A 15026-nucleotide genomic window follows, 5' to 3' on the forward strand; every position below is an offset into this window, starting at 1 on the left:
GTTCTCCCACGACGACCGCCACGTGAGGCTGTCTTCAGGAGGCAGCAATGGCAGCGAAAGACGAGTTGGGGCGCCGCGGCGAAGACGTGGCGGCAGAATGGTTCGCGCGGCGAGGGTTCGTCGTGCTCGAACGCAATTGGCGATGCGCGGCGGGTGAGCTCGACCTGATCGTCCGTGGCGACGGGGTGACCGTCGTCGCGGAGGTGAAGACCAGGACGTCGGTGGCGTACGGCCATCCGTTCGAGGCGATCACAGCGGCGAAGGCCGCCCGCTTGAGACGTCTGGCGGCCGAGTGGTGCCGGGTGCGAGGGCCCATTCCCGGCCCGATCCGGATCGACGCGGTCGCCGTCATCGACGCGTGGAGCGCTGCGCCATCGGTCGAGCACCTCGCAGGCGTCGCCTGATGTCCATCGCGCGCACATACGCCGTCGCGCTGAACGGCGTCGACGGCGACATCGTGGAGGTCGAGGCCGACATCGCCGCCGGGCTTCCGGCGTTCTCCCTGATCGGTCTGCCGGACACGGCGCTCGGCGAGTCGCGCAAGCGCGTGGTCTCCGCTGCGATGAACGCCGGCTGCCCGCTCACCACGCGCAAGCTCACGGTCAACCTGTCACCGGCGTCCCTCCGCAAGCAGGGCTCCGCCTTCGACCTCGCCATCGCCGTCGCGGCTCTCGCGGCGGCAGGCGATCTCAGCCCGGAGTCGGCGGCGACCACCGTGCACCTCGGCGAGCTGGGCCTCGACGGCAGGCTGCGTCCCGTTCCCGGAATCCTGCCGGCGGTCATCGCCGCACGCGCGGCCGGCTTCTCTCGGGTCGTCGTCCCCACCGCGAACGCGGAGGAGGCCGAGCTGGTCGACGGGATGGAGGTGGTCCCGGTCGCGAGCCTGAGGCACGTCGCCATCCACCACGGCAGCTCCCTCGACCCTGTCGATGTCGAGTCTGTCACCCTCGGGCCGGGTCCCGGCGCGGCCTCCGCGACCGCTGCGAGCTCCGCGACCTCCGCTCCTGGCGCTGCTGCGCCTCCCGAGCCCGACCTCGCCGACGTCGCGGGCAACGAAGACGCGGTGGAGGCTCTCGTGGTCGCGGCGGCGGGTGGCCACCACCTGTCGATGGTCGGTCCGCCAGGGGCAGGCAAGACGATGCTCGCGTCCCGGCTGCCCGGGCTGCTGCCCGACCTCACCCCGGAGCAGGCGCTGGAGGTCACCTGCATCCGTTCGCTTGGCGATGGGCGTGGGGTCGGTGCGGTCGGCTCCGGGGGCGCTCTGATCCGGCGCCCGCCGTTCGAGGCGCCGCACCACACCGCCTCCGCAGCCGCGATCGTCGGAGGAGGCACGATGAGGATCGTGCCTGGCGCGATCGTGCGCGCCTCGAACGGCGTCCTCTTCCTCGACGAGGCGGCCGAGTTCCCGCCGTCCGTCCTGGACGCCCTCCGGCAGCCGCTGGAGTCCGGCACCATCACCATCCACCGGGCGAACGGCATCGCGACCTTCCCCGCTCGCTTCCAGCTCGTCCTCGCCTCCAATCCGTGCCCGTGCGGCCGCTACGGCTCCGTCGACGACGAGTGCACCTGCACCCCGATCGCCCGCCGTCGCTACCTTGCTCGCATGTCCGGCCCCCTGCTCGACCGCGTCGACATCCGCCTCACGGTGAGGAGCGTCGGCCTCGCCGCGCTCCGCGTGCGTGCGCACGAGCAGGCGGATGCGGAGGGGCTGCGCGCGGGACGTGGCGGTGGGGAGTTCGATGCCCCTCCGGACGCATACGGCGCGGCCTCGACACCGGGAACGCGCACCGTCGAATTGAGGCAGCGGGTGATCGTCGCCAGGGCCATCGCCGCCGAACGCCTCGCCGGCACAGCCTGGGCGAGGAACGCCGACGTGTCGGGCACCTGGCTGCGCACCGGCCCCCTTCGCCTTCCGAGGGCCGCCGCCGGCGCACTCGATCGTGCCATCGACAGGGGTGCGATCACCATGCGCGGCTACGACAGGACGCTGCGCCTCGCCTGGACGATCGCGGACCTTGATGGCGCCTCCACTCCGACCGGCCACCACATCGGTGCCGCCCTCTACCTCAGACGGGGCGACGCATGACCACAGCACACCGAAACGACAGGACGACGATGACAACGGACCAGATGACAGCGGATCGGGCGCGGCCGAATCAGGTCCGATCGGACCAAATGACACCGGACTCAACGATCGGGGATGACGCGAGCAGCGGGGTCGCCTGCACCGCGTGCCCTGTCCGACTGTTCGTCGGCGTGAGGCGTTCCCATCCGCACGGCCTCGGCGGTCGGGAGTTCGAGTTCGGCGAGAGTCACCGGTGATGGCGGAAGACTTCCTGGGCATCGCGCACAGCCACATCGCGGACCTGCTGACCCCCATCACGCACGGGCGGGGCGATGACCTGACCGGCGACGAGCTGGAGACGCGCTTCGCCTGGGCCGCCTTCTCCACCCTGGTCGAGCCGGGGGACACTGACGCCCGCGCTCTCGTCCAGGCGCTCGGTCCAGCGGAAGCCCTGCGGATCGTCGTCCACGGCGAAGCAGCAGACACGGTGGCCGCCAGGATGCGCGAGGCGGACCAGGCCGCGGCCCTCTCGGTGACCCCGAGGCTGACGGCGGCCATGGCGCGCTGGAAACCCCGTGTTTCTCTCTCGACAGCCACGCGCGCTCTGACGGCGGCAGCGCACCTGCGTGCGTTCCTCCTCACCCCGGACGACACGACGTGGCCGCTGACGCTGGATGCGCTGGGTGACGGCGCTCCGCTCGCCCTGTGGGTGCGCGGCGACCTCGCGCGCCTTCCCGAGCTGAACCGGTCGATCGCCCTCGTCGGCGCCCGCGCCGCGACCGGCTACGGCGAGCACGTGGCGATGGAGAGCGCTGCAGGGCTGAGCGATCGCGGTTTCGCGATCGTCTCCGGAGGGGCATACGGAATCGACGGCGCCGCACACCGGGCTGCCCTGGCGAGCGACCAGACGACCGTGGCGTTCCTGGCAGGCGGAGTCGACCGCCTCTACCCGGCGGGTAATAGCCGGCTCCTGGAGCGCATCGCACATAGCGGTCTGCTGATCGGGGAGCTCCCGTGCGGTTCGCCGCCGACACGATGGCGCTTCCTGCAGCGCAACAGACTGATCGCGGCGGTCGCGACCGCCACCGTCGTCGTCGAGGCGGGACGCCGTTCCGGTTCGCTCAACACCGCTGGGCACGCAGCGATGATGGGACGACCGCTCGGCGCTGTGCCAGGTCCGATAACGTCGCCAGCGTCGTCCGGCTGCCATCGACTCATCCGCGAGTACGACGCGGTCTGCGTCACCTCCGCAGACGAAATGGCCGAGCTGGCCATCGGAGCCGCGGTTCCCGAGCCCGCGCTGGCGCCCGTCGCGGGCACTGATCGGCGAACCCACGCCACAGCGACGGGCGCCGCCGAGGAGACGCGCCTCCTGGATGCCCTCAGCACACGGCGCTCGCGTCCGATCGCCGACATCGCCGCCCGATCGGGGCTCTCGGCCGCCGAGGTCATGGCCACCCTCGGCCGCCTCGAACTCGCCGGATGGGTCGTAGAGGACGAGGGGAGCTGGTCCAAGGTGCACTGAGCGCGCTCGGGCGATGGTCGTCCACAGCGGGGAGGAGTGATGGTGGTGACCGTTGCCTACCGGTGGGGGATTCGGCGCGGCGGGGCGTCGCGACCGGTCTTCTGGTGGGCGTGGTGGAGGCTTGAGGGGTGGAACTTGTTCGCGCCATCGACGGCTTCGCCGTGCATCTCACGGTGGAGCGTGGGTACTCGCCCCAGACCGTTCGTGCGTACCGGTCGGATTTGAACGCGCTCGCCGTGTTCGCGGGGACCAGGGAGGTCGCCGACACCGCAGGGCTGACGCTCGAGGTTCTGCGCGACTGGCTGTGGGAGTCGTCGCAGCGTGGGCTGTCGAAGGCCACCCTCGCCAGGAGGTCCGCATCGGCGAAAGGCTTCAGTGCGTGGGTGGCGCGCCAGGCGGGCGACCTCAACGATCCTGCCGTCAGGCTCAAGGCGCCCAAACCGGACAAGATGCTGCCGCGGGTGGTCAACCTCGCGCAGATCGACGCGCTACTGAGACGGCTCGGCGCGCTCGCCGAAGACGGGGACGCCAACCGGGTCCGCGATCTCGCGGTCATCGAGCTGCTGTACGCGACTGGTATTCGTGTGTCCGAACTGACCGGGCTCGACGTGGACGACATCGATCTCGACCGGCTCACCGTTCGCGTGCTCGGCAAGGGTTCTAAGGAGCGCGTGGTTCCGTTCGGCGTGCCGGCCAAGACCGCGATCGTCGACTACCTCCGACGCTCACGTCCTCTGCTCGCGACGGAGCGATCGGGCCCCGCCCTGCTGCTCGGTCCCCGCGGGGCGCGGCTCGGGTCGCGCGCCGTCTACGGATTGGTCGCCGGGCTGCTCGCGGACATCCCCGGCGGGGGACCAGCTGGACCGCACGCACTCCGCCACACAGCAGCCACCCACCTGCTCGACGGCGGCGCCGACCTGCGCGCTGTGCAAGAGCTCCTCGGCCACGCCAGCCTCGGCACCACCCAGATCTACACGCACGTCTCGACGGAGCGGCTGAAGGAGAGCTACCGCATCGCCCACCCGCGTGCCTGATCGCGTGTGCCGGGAAGGCTTGATCGCTTGTACCCGGAAGGGATGATCGCTTGCGTCGCGCGGCCTCATCGCGTGTACCGGGAAGGTCCCATCGCGCTTCCCGAGCGCCTGCGCAGGGAAGGCGGGGGCCGCAGGCCGGCGCTCGCCGTAGCCGCCGTGCCCTCCGTTGCCGCCGTGCCCTCCGCTGGTGCGCCAAGCGGGAGCAGGACGGCGCGCGGCACCCTGTCGAAGAAGCGGAGCGGCGAGACGTACTCGCCGCGGATGCGGACGCCGATATGGAGACACCGAGCGGCGCAGTGCCCGCCCTCAGCGACCAGGCCGAGCGGGGTGCCGGCGGCCACCTCTGTGCCGACCGAGAGACCGGAGGCGAGCGGTTCGTAGCTGGAGAGCACGTCGTTCCCGTGGTCCAGCGTGAGGACCGGGCGATCGACCACGACGCCGGCGAACCTCACGGTGGCCCGCGACGGCGACGAGACCGCTGATCCGACGGCCGCCGCGAGGTCGATGCCTCGATGACCGGCGGCATACGGCGTCGGGGGAGCGGCGTACGTGTTCGACAGGATCACTGGGGACAGCGGCCATCGCCACGTCGATTCGCCCTCCACACCCGCAGAGAATGTCATGCCCGAGGCGACGGTCCCACCGGCAGAGACGGATATGCACACGACCACCGACGTCGCACTCGCGGCGATCGTCCAACGCCTCCGAACCGGCCGCACCCGACCCGTCGCGCCCGCAACCCGATCTCCCGCGCCCCGACGTCTCACAATCCGACCTCCCGCACCCCGCACCACCCGTGCCTCCACTCCTCGCGCCGCCGATACCGCACACCCACTCTCCGTCGCCGACGCGCGCAGTCCTCCGTGCATCCGGAACCGGTGGACAACGCACCGCGTCCGTCGCCTGTGCAGAACCACCGGCGCGGCCACCGATCCGGCCAACGCGCGCCTCGCCGGACGGCGCGCTCCGCGACCCACCGGCCGCGCTCTTGCCCGTCGTCGGCTTCGGAGTATCGTGTGGGTCGCCGGCCCGCCGCAGGCAGCATCCAGCAGCATGTGGCGCAGCCTTCATCCGCAACCGAAAAGGTCTTACATGTCTGATCAGCAGAGCGCGTCGTCATCGTCGTCTTCCGCAGCCTCGTCGGAGTCCGACGCCCCCGTGCCGACGCCGACTGGGGCTATGCGCAGGAAGGTCATCGGGCTGGCGATCGCCGCGGCCGTCGGCGGGTTCCTGTTCGGGTTCGACTCGTCCGTGGTCAACGGCGCGGTCGACTCCATCCAGAAGCACTTCGCTCTCAACGCGTTCGTGACCGGGTTCATCGTCGCCATCGCCCTTCTCGGCTGCGCGGCGGGCGCGTACATCGCCGGGCGGCTCGCCGACCGGTGGGGGCGGCTCAAGGTCATGCTGCTCGGCGCCGTCATGTTCCTGGTCAGCTCGATCGGGTCGGCGCTCGCGTTCTCCGCGTGGGATCTGGGGATCTGGCGCATCATCGGCGGTCTCGGCATCGGCATCGCGTCCGTCGTGGCCCCGGCGTACATCGCCGAGATCGCGCCGAAGCAGTCGCGCGGCAGTCTCGCGTCGTTGCAGCAGCTCGCCATCACGATCGGTATCTTCGTGGCGCTGCTCTCCGACGCCCTGCTCGCCGGGGTCGCAGGGTCCGCATCCAATCAGCTCTGGCTGGGGCTCGAGGCGTGGAGGTGGATGTTCCTCGTCGGCGTGATCCCGTCCGTCGTCTACGGCGTGCTCGCCCTGACGCTGCCGGAGTCCCCGCGGTACCTGCTGGCGACGGGCAAGCACGACGAGGCGCGGAAGATCTTCGCGACGCTCGTCCCGGAGAGTGACGTCGACCGTCAGATCTCCGACATCGAGCGCGCCATCGCCGAGGACAAAGAGGGCAAGAAGGCCACCCTCCGCGGCAACAGGTTCGGGCTGAAGCCGATCGTCTGGATCGGCATCATCCTGTCCGTCTTCCAGCAGTTCGTCGGCATCAACGTGATCTTCTACTACTCGACCACGCTGTGGCGGGCGGTCGGCTTCACGGAGAGCAATTCGCTCCTGATCACCGTCATCACCTCGGTGACCAACGTGGCCGTGACCATCGTCGCCATCCTGCTCGTCGACAGGGTCGGAAGGCGTCCGATCCTCCTCACCGGCTCGATCGGCATGACCGTGTCCCTCGGCGTGATGGCGCTCGCCTTCGCGTTCTCGCAGAAGACGAACGGCGAAGTGAGCCTTCCTGGAGCGTGGGGGCCGATCGCCCTGGTGGCGGCCAACCTGTTCGTGGTGTGCTTCGGCGCATCCTGGGGTCCACTGGTCTGGGTGCTGCTCGGCGAGATCTTCCCGACCAAGATCCGCGGCAAGGCGCTCGGCGTCGCGGCAGCCGCCCAGTGGATCGCCAACTTCCTCGTCACCATCAGCTTCCCGCCGATGTCTGACTTCTCCCTCCCGTTCACGTACGGCATGTACGCGATCTTCGCGCTGCTGTCCTTCTTCTTCGTGTTCTTCAAGATCCCGGAGACCAACGGCATGGCGCTGGAGCACGCGGAGACGCTGTTCACGAACGCGGGCAAGAACCGCGGGCCCCAGGTGCGGTCGACCGGCGACACCGTCTGAGGGCGGACGCGCGGGACGTCCGTAGTTCCTGGTAAGCTTTCCTGAGCACTCCGCCCGTCGGAGTGACTACGCGTGCCCATCTGGCCCTCACGGGCTGGCGCCGCATCCACCGGTCTTCCTTCTCCAGCGGTCATCCGCGCGGTGAGCGAAGCGGATGTGCGCGCAGGGCGCCAGGAGCGTCGGCCACTCGGCCGTCACTGACAAACCGCAACGCGCATCCGCCTGCCAGGACGAAGTCTCCTGCTCCGGATGCCCAGAAAAGGAGAACGGCACAATGGCCGTTGTAACCATGCGCCAGCTGCTCGACAGCGGCGTCCACTTCGGACACCAGACCCGTCGCTGGAACCCGAAGATGAAGCGCTTCATCCTCACCGAGCGCTCCGGCAGCTACATCATCGACCTGCAGCAGTCGCTCGCGTACATCGACAAGACGTACGAGTTCGTCCGCGAGACGGTCGCCCACGGTGGCACCATCCTCTTCGTCGGCACGAAGAAGCAGGCCCAGAACGCGATCGCCGAGCAGGCGACCCGCGTCGGCCAGCCCTACGTCAACCAGCGCTGGCTCGGTGGTCTGCTGACCAACTTCCAGACGGTCTCGAAGCGCCTCGCCCGTATGAAGGAGCTCGAGGAGCTCGACTTCGACGGCACCACGAGCGGCTTCACCAAGAAGGAACTGCTCATCAAGAAGCGTGAGCTCGACAAGCTGCACAAGTCGCTCGGCGGCATCCGCAACCTGACGAAGACGCCGAGCGCTCTCTGGGTGGTCGACACCAAGAAGGAGCACCTCGCGATCGACGAGGCCAAGAAGCTGGGTATCCCGGTCATCGGCATCCTCGACACCAACTGCGACCCTGACGAGGTCCAGTACCCGATCCCGGGCAACGACGACGCCATCCGTTCCGTCGGCCTGCTCACCCGCATCGTCGCAGACGCGGCGGCGGAGGGCCTCATCCAGCGTCACCAGAAGCCGGAAGAGGGCACCGAGCCTGCCGAGCCGCTCGCCGAGTGGGAGCAGGAGCTCCTGAAGTCCTCCGGCGAAGAGGTCCAGGCCAGCGCAGAGACCGAGAAGGCGGCTGACGCCGACCTCGCAGAGGCCAAGGCGGACTCCGCCGAGGTCGTCGCAGAGGGCGAAGCAGTCGCAGAGGCCGTCGCGGAGACCGAGGCTGCCGACGAGGCCGCCGCCGTCGCGACCGACGACGCCACCGAGGCGGTCGTCGAGGCCGAGACCGAAGCCAAGTAGTCCGCTTCCTCTCCAAACAGTTTCGAAAGACAAGGGTTCTCAACGAACATGGCAAACATCAGCATCGCTGACATCAAGGCCCTGCGCGAGCAGCTCGGCACGGGCATGGTCGACACCAAGAAGGCGCTCGAGGAGGCCGATGGCGACATCGACAAGGCCACCGAGATCCTGCGCCTGAAGGGTGCGAAGGGCAACGCGAAGCGCGCGGACCGCTCCACGAGCGAAGGTCTCGTCGCGGCCAAGGAGAACGGCACCTCCGCCACGATGATCGAGCTCGCCTGCGAGACCGACTTCGTCGCGAAGGGCGAGAAGTTCGTCGCCCTCTCCGAGAAGGTCCTCGACGCGGTCACCGCCGCCGGCGCCACCACGGTCGAGGAGGCCCTCGCGGCCCCCGCCGGCAGCCAGACCGTCGCCGAGGTCATCGGCGACGAGGCAGCCATCCTCGGCGAGAAGGTGGAGCTGCGTCGCGTGGCCGTCGTCACGGGCGAGCACTTCGCGATCTACCTGCACAAGACCTCCAAGGACCTGCCCCCGCAGGTCGGTGTCGTCCTCGGCTACGCCGGAGACGACGCGGAGACCGCGCGCAGCATCGCTCAGCACATCTCCTTCGCCAACCCGGAGTACCTCACCCGTGAGGACGTCCCGGCAGAGGCGGTCGAGAACGAGCGTCGCATCGTCGAGGAGATCTCGCGCAACGAGGGCAAGCCGGAGGCAGCGCTTCCGAAGATCATCGAGGGTCGCCTCGGTGCATACTTCAAGCAGGTCGCGCTCCTCGAGCAGGACTACGCCAAGGACAACAAGCTGAGCATCAGCCAGGTGGTCAAGGATGCGGGAATCACCGTGTCCGGCTTCGCCCGGTTCAAGGTCGGCGCCTAGCACGAACATGAAGGAGTCCGGATCGTCTCGTACGATCCGGACTCCTTTTCTGTGCGCAGCCACTGCGCGCACCCAGTAGCTTTAACGAGATCGCTCACGGAAGGACGCAGTACGCATGTCGGAATCCAACAAGAGGCGCAGGGTCCTTCTCAAGCTGTCGGGCGAGGCGTTCGGCGGAGGCCAGCTCGGCGTCAACCCGGACATCGTCGGTGCCATCGCCAGGGAGATCGCACAGGCAGCCCAGGACGTCGAGATCGCGATCGTGGTCGGCGGAGGCAACTTCTTCCGCGGGGCAGAGCTCTCGCAGCGCGGTATGGACCGCGGACGCGCCGACTACATGGGGATGCTCGGCACCGTCATGAACTCGCTCGCGCTGCAGGACTTCCTCGAGCAGGCAGGCGCTGAGACGCGCGTGCAGTCCGCCATCGCCATGACCCAGGTGGCCGAGCCGTACATCCCGCGCCGCGCGGAGCGTCACCTGGAGAAGGGCCGCGTCGTCATCTTCGGCGCCGGCGCAGGTCTCCCGTACTTCTCCACGGACACCGTCGCCGCCCAGCGCGCCCTCGAGATCGAGGCGGACGTGGTGCTCGTCGCCAAGAACGGCGTCGACGGCATGTACGACGACGACCCCCGCACCAATCCGGATGCGCGCAAGATCGACCAGATCAGCCACCAGCAGGCGCTGCAGCAGAACCTCAAGGCCGTCGACTCCACGGCGCTCAGCCTCTGCATGGACAACGGGATGCCGATGCGCATCTTCGGCATCGAGCCGGCAGGAAACGTGACAGCCGCGCTGCTCGGCGCCGAGATCGGCACCCTGCTCGGCTGACACCGGCTCCGTGCCGCCCGGCCGTCCCCATCCGGGGCTCTAGACTAGAAACCGATTCACCGACTGAAGGAGAGACCGTGATCGCGGATGTGATTTCCGACGCCACCCAGCGCATGAGCAAGACCGTGGAGTCTGCGAAGGACGACTTCAGCACGGTGAGCGCCGGGCGTGCGAACCCCGCGCTCTTCCAGAAGGTGCTCGTCGACTACTACGGCTCCCCGACGCCGCTCGCGCAGCTCGCAGGCCTTCAGAACCCCGAGGCCCGCGTCCTCCTGGTCACGCCGTACGACAAGTCGGCGCTGAAGGAGATCGAGAAGGCCATCGTCGCGATGCCGAACCTCTCCGCGAACGTCGGCAACGACGGCGACATCGTGCGCGTCACCCTGCCGGAGCTGACGGAGGACCGCCGCAAGGAGTTCGTCAAGATCGTCCGCAACAAGGGCGAGGACGCCAAGGTCGCGATCCGCAACATCCGTCGCAAGGCGAAGGACGAGCTGGACGCCCTCAAGAGCGAGGTCGGGGACGACGACGTCGCCCGCGGCGAGAAGGAGCTCGAGAACGTCACCCGTGCGCACGTCGACGCCGTCGACGAGGCGTTGAAGCGCAAGGAAGCCGAACTCCTCGAGGTCTAGGCGCTGATGACTGACGGCACACCGGGCGATCCTGAGAAACCGGTCCTCCCGAAACGGAACCGGTCGGCGTCGAAAGCCGAGTTCCGGGCCCAGGTGCAGGCCACCAGGGCAGATTTCGAGCGCCAGGTGCTCGCCAGGAAGGCCCAGCTGGATGCGACGAACGAGCGCATCGCGGAGCGCACGGGCCGCAACCTGGTCCTCGCGATCCTGATCGGCGTCGGTGTCGGAGCGCTCCTGCTCTTCAGCCTGATCTTCATCAAGGAGATCTTCCTGGTCTTCGGGATGGCGATGGTCGGCTTCGCGTCGTTCGAGCTGACTCAGGCGTTCCGCGGAGCAGGTCACCGCGTTCCGCGCACGCCGACGCTGATCGCGGCGCTGGCGATCGTCCCGGCGTCGTTCTTCTTCCACTCCGGCGGCCAGCTCGTCTCGCTGGCGGCGGGGATCGTGTTCGTCGTCGTCTGGCGACTGGTCGAGGAGGCAGCCAAACCGGATGCGCGCCGCGGGGGAGCAGCGCTCGCCCGCGACCTCACGTGGAGCGTGCTGGTGCAGCTCTACGTCGTGCTGCTCGGCAGCTTCGCGATCCTGCTGCTGGCGGAGGACGGCGGAGAGTGGTGGGTGCTGGCGTTCATCATCCTGGTGGTCGCCGTCGACACGGGCGCGTACGTGAGCGGCCTCTCGTTCGGCAAGCACCCGATGGCGCCGACGATCAGCCCGAAGAAGACCTGGGAGGGTTTCGCCGGTGCGGCGGTCACGAGCGTGATCGCGGGCGTCCTGCTTTCGGTGTTCATGCTGCACATGACCTGGTGGTTCGGCGTCGTCTTCGGCATCGCCCTGCTGCTCACGGCGACGCTGGGAGACCTCGCGGAATCGCTGATCAAGCGCGATCTCGGCATCAAGGACATGAGCTCGTGGCTTCCCGGCCACGGCGGTTTCCTCGACAGGCTCGACTCGATCCTGCCGTCCGCTGCCGTCACCTACGCGCTGTTCCTCATCTTCGGATGACAGAATGGGGGAGTGAGCACCTTCCCCCGCACTCGCAAATCTGAGCTCGGCTACGACACCGAGCAGGTCGACGAGTTCCTGCAGACAGCGCGCCGCGCATACGACGGCGGCGCCGACGACGACGCCTCGGACAGTTCCCCGGCGCTGACGGCGGCCGACATCAGGCACACCGCGTTCTCGATGAAGAAGGGCGGATACTCGACGTCGCACGTCGACGCAGCCCTCGAGCGCCTCGAGGACGCCTTCGCGTCCCGAGAGCGCGAAGCGAAGAGAGCCGCCATGGGGGACACCGAGTGGTTCGAGCAGGCGCGCACGACGGCGCAGGTCATCCTGAACCGCCTGGAGCGTCCGGTCGGCGAGCGATTCGAGCGGGTGAGCTTCCTCACCTACGGGTACAACAAGGGCGATGTGGACCGTTTCGCCACCCGGCTGTCCCGCTATTTCCAGGACGGACGGCCGATGAGCGTCGAGGAAGTGCGCACGGTGACCTTCCGCCCGCAGCGCGGCGGATACCGGGAAGTGCAGGTCGATCTGCTGCTCGACGGCGTGACGGATGTGATGCTGGCTGTTCGCTGAGTATGGGTGGGCTGTGTTGGCAGTTCGTCAATTGTTCGTTATGGTTCTGTGATCGTGGGTAGACGAGAAGCAGAGATCATTCCGCTGTCTCCGGCCAACCCGGTCGGCGTAGCGTTCAAGCGACCCCGGCGTCCGCACATCCGGTCGCGCGCAGCCCTGTACGGTTTCGCCTTCACGGCCGCCGTCGGCTTCGCGCTCGTGAATGTGGTCGACCCGTACTCCGGCTCGGCCGCGACTCCCGCGTACGCGGACACCGGGCAGACCACCAGCAGGTTCGGCGACGCCCCTGTGCAGTCCCTGACGGCGCCTGGCTCGTACACGGCGACCGTCTCGCGGGAAGCGATGACCGTCAAACCGAAGCCCAAGCCCGTCGTGACCGTCGCTCCCAAGCCGGCGACGACGTCCAGCGACTCCGGCTCCAGCGGAGGCGGCGGAGGCGCACCAGCGGCAGGCACGCCTGACCCTGGCTCCGCCCAGGCGATCGCGTACCAGATGCTGCAGGCCCGCGGCTGGGGCGACGACCAGTACAACTGCCTCGTCTCGCTCTGGAACCGCGAATCCGGCTGGAACGTCTACGCGTACAACGCGGGGAGCGGGGCGTACGGCATCCCGCAGGCACTGCCAGGCAGCAAGATGGCCTCGGCGGGTCCAGACTGGCAGAACAGCGCCGCCACCCAGATCACCTGGGGCCTCGGCTATATCTCCGGGCGCTATTCGACGCCGTGCGGCGCGTGGAGCCACTCGGAGAGCTCCGGCTGGTACTGATCCCCTTCGGAGCATCCTGAGCGTTCTCCGGCGCGCTGAGCGCCGTACGGCGTGCGGAGGCGTCTGCGTGGCATAGCGTTGAGCCATGGAGTTCGCGCTGATCGGGGTCATCGGGGTGATCGTCCTCGTCGTCGTCTCGAAGTTCTCGAAGCAGCTCGGCGTCGCCGCGCCGTTGATCCTGGTGCTCGTCGGCGTCGCCAGCTCCTTCATCCCCGGCCTGCCGTCGCCGATCGAGGTCCCGCCCTGGGTGATCCTCTCCGCCGTGCTCCCTCCGCTGCTCTATGCCGCGGCCATCCAGGTGCCGCTGATGGACTTCCGGCGGAACCTCGGCACGATCTCCGTCCTGTCCGTCGGGCTGGTGATCGTGACCGCGGTCATCGTCGGCATCGTGCTCTCCGCTCTGCTTCCCGACCTTTCCCTCGCGGAGGGCATCGCGCTCGGGGCGGTCGTCAGCCCGACGGATGCCGTGGCGGCGACGGCCGTCGCCAAACGTCTCGGGCTGCCGGCCAGGCTCGTCACCGTGCTCGAGGGCGAGAGCCTCGTCAACGATGCGTCGTCGCTCGTGCTGTTGAAGTCGGCGCTGGCCGCGACGGCCGCTGCGGTGAGCATCGGTTCTGTCGCCTGGAACTTCGCGTTCTCCGTGGTGGTCGCGATCGTGATCGGACTGGTCGTCGGGATCGTCACGGTGTTCTTCCGCTCGCGGCTCAACGACTCTGTGCTGGAGACGGCGATGTCGTTCGCGGTGCCGTTCATCGCGTACATCCCCACGGAGGAGCTCGGCGCATCCGGAATCCTCGCCGTCGTGGTCGCGGGGCTGTACACCGGCCACAACGCCGCCAGGAGGTTCAGCGCCCAGGCGCGCATCGCCGAGCGCCTGAACTGGCGAACGGTGCAGTTCGTGCTGGAGAACGGCGTCTTCCTGCTGATGGGGGTGCAGCTCAACACCATCGTGCGGAGCGTCCAGTCCGATCGGGAGTCCATCACCGTGGTCACCGCCGTGGCCATCGGGCTGCTGATCTGCGTGCTGCTGCTCCTCGTGCGCGCGGCCTTCATGGCGCCGGTGGTGCTCTCGCTCCGGGCAGCGCAGCGTCGCGCAGAGCAAATCGGCGACAGGGTCAGCGACGGGCTCGACCGGGTGCGCAACCGCGACGAGCCGACCACGGAGCGCGGCCATCGGCGCTGGCGGCGGCTCACCCGTTATCTGGAGCGCCGCTCGGCCGACATCACAGAGCTGCAGGACTCGCCGGTCGGCTGGCGCGGCGGCGCCGTGCTCACCTGGGCGGGGATGCGCGGAGTGGTCACGCTCGCTGCCGCACAGTCGCTGCCGGCGGACGGGAGCATCCCGTACAGGGCGGAGCTGATCCTGATCGCGTTCACCGTGGCGCTCGTCACGCTGCTCGTCCAGGGCGGCACGTTGCCGCTGATGATCCGTCTGCTCCGGGTCTCCGGCACGGATGCGGCGGCAGACCGCAGAGAGCTGGCCGGACTGCTCGAGGAGCTCAGCGAGGCGGGCATCGCGGCGCTGGAGCGGCCGGAGATTCCGCTCGCAGACGGCCAGGAGCTGGACGGGGACGTGGTGGAGCGGGTGCGGCAGGACACGCTGCTGCGGGTCGAGGCGGAGTGGGAGCGCGTCGAGCGCGACGAGCAGCAGGCGGAGACGGTGGGGCCGCACCAGCAGTACCGCGCGCTCAGGGCCGCCGTGCTGGACGCGGAGCGCGCCGCCCTTCTGGAGGCACGCAGCAGGGGCAACTACTCGTCGCGCATCCTGAGCAGGGCGCAGACGATGCTCGACTTCGACGAGTCGCGGATGGCGCAGCGCGAGGACCGTCCGTAGTCGTCGTCGGCAGGGCGGCGCGCGGAGGCGTGGCG

General features: G+C 68.9%; 15 protein-coding genes. 13 read left to right on the forward strand and 2 right to left on the reverse strand.

From position 1 onward, the window contains the following. Positions 1-47: 47 nt before the first annotated feature. Complete coding sequence (locus ACIRCZ_RS02625) at positions 48-404, forward strand: YraN family protein (protein WP_055893104.1); 357 nt, start codon at positions 48-50, stop codon at positions 402-404. Continuing rightward, positions 404-2086 (forward strand): YifB family Mg chelatase-like AAA ATPase, encoded by a 1683-nt coding sequence (locus ACIRCZ_RS02630; protein ID WP_402849333.1) that lies wholly within the window; start codon positions 404-406, stop codon positions 2084-2086. The genes ACIRCZ_RS02625 and ACIRCZ_RS02630 overlap by 1 nt, the downstream gene beginning before the upstream one ends. Positions 2087-2187: 101 nt before the next feature. Here the strand turns inward: ACIRCZ_RS02630 and ACIRCZ_RS02635 are convergent, their stop codons facing one another. After that, a complete protein-coding gene (locus ACIRCZ_RS02635) occupies positions 2188-2316 on the reverse strand; it encodes a hypothetical protein (RefSeq protein ID WP_402849336.1) in 129 nt (42 codons plus the stop codon). A 5-nt stretch (positions 2317-2321) separates the two neighbouring features. Here ACIRCZ_RS02635 and dprA point away from each other — a divergent pair, with 5 nt between their 5' ends. Further along, entirely contained in the window at positions 2322-3590 is a 1269-nt protein-coding gene (gene dprA / locus ACIRCZ_RS02640) for a DNA-processing protein DprA (RefSeq protein WP_402849339.1), read from the forward strand. Positions 3591-3718: 128 nt separating this feature from the next. Continuing rightward, positions 3719-4624, forward strand: a complete 906-nt coding sequence (locus ACIRCZ_RS02645; RefSeq protein ID WP_402849342.1) for a tyrosine recombinase XerC — start codon at positions 3719-3721, stop codon at positions 4622-4624. Between the two features lie 65 nt (positions 4625-4689). On the opposite strand, the gene ACIRCZ_RS02650 is transcribed toward ACIRCZ_RS02645, so the two are convergent. After that, positions 4690-5190 (reverse strand): M23 family metallopeptidase, encoded by a 501-nt coding sequence (locus ACIRCZ_RS02650; protein WP_402849345.1) that lies wholly within the window; start codon positions 5188-5190, stop codon positions 4690-4692. 526 nt (positions 5191-5716) lie between these two features. Here ACIRCZ_RS02650 and ACIRCZ_RS02655 point away from each other — a divergent pair. From ACIRCZ_RS02655 to ACIRCZ_RS02695, 9 genes are all read left to right on the forward strand, one after another. Continuing rightward, on the forward strand, positions 5717-7237 hold the full coding sequence (locus ACIRCZ_RS02655) for a sugar porter family MFS transporter (RefSeq protein ID WP_402849348.1): 1521 nt from the start codon (positions 5717-5719) through the stop codon (positions 7235-7237). 274 nt (positions 7238-7511) lie between these two features. Further along, positions 7512-8477, forward strand: a complete 966-nt coding sequence (gene rpsB / locus ACIRCZ_RS02660) for a 30S ribosomal protein S2 (protein WP_055893132.1) — start codon at positions 7512-7514, stop codon at positions 8475-8477. Positions 8478-8525: 48 nt separating this feature from the next. Continuing rightward, positions 8526-9353, forward strand: coding sequence for a translation elongation factor Ts (gene tsf / locus ACIRCZ_RS02665; RefSeq protein WP_055893137.1), 828 nt, complete (start codon positions 8526-8528; stop codon positions 9351-9353). Positions 9354-9468: 115 nt separating this feature from the next. Further along, positions 9469-10182, forward strand: a complete 714-nt coding sequence (gene pyrH, locus ACIRCZ_RS02670; protein ID WP_402849353.1) for a UMP kinase — start codon at positions 9469-9471, stop codon at positions 10180-10182. Between the two features lie 77 nt (positions 10183-10259). Next, positions 10260-10814, forward strand: a complete 555-nt coding sequence (gene frr, locus ACIRCZ_RS02675; protein WP_055893143.1) for a ribosome recycling factor — start codon at positions 10260-10262, stop codon at positions 10812-10814. A 6-nt stretch (positions 10815-10820) separates the two neighbouring features. Next, on the forward strand, positions 10821-11816 hold the full coding sequence (locus ACIRCZ_RS02680; RefSeq protein ID WP_082581303.1) for a phosphatidate cytidylyltransferase: 996 nt from the start codon (positions 10821-10823) through the stop codon (positions 11814-11816). Positions 11817-11828: 12 nt separating this feature from the next. Beyond that, complete coding sequence (locus ACIRCZ_RS02685) at positions 11829-12392, forward strand: DivIVA domain-containing protein (RefSeq protein WP_402849358.1); 564 nt, start codon at positions 11829-11831, stop codon at positions 12390-12392. 54 nt (positions 12393-12446) lie between these two features. After that, a complete protein-coding gene (locus ACIRCZ_RS02690) occupies positions 12447-13157 on the forward strand; it encodes a lytic transglycosylase domain-containing protein (protein ID WP_235500413.1) in 711 nt (236 codons plus the stop codon). An 85-nt stretch (positions 13158-13242) separates the two neighbouring features. Then, positions 13243-14991, forward strand: coding sequence for a cation:proton antiporter (locus tag ACIRCZ_RS02695; RefSeq protein ID WP_402849362.1), 1749 nt, complete (start codon positions 13243-13245; stop codon positions 14989-14991). Positions 14992-15026 lie beyond the last annotated feature (35 nt).

Source organism: Leifsonia sp. NPDC102414 (assembly GCF_044765685.1).
Lineage (GTDB): Bacteria > Actinomycetota > Actinomycetes > Actinomycetales > Microbacteriaceae > Leifsonia.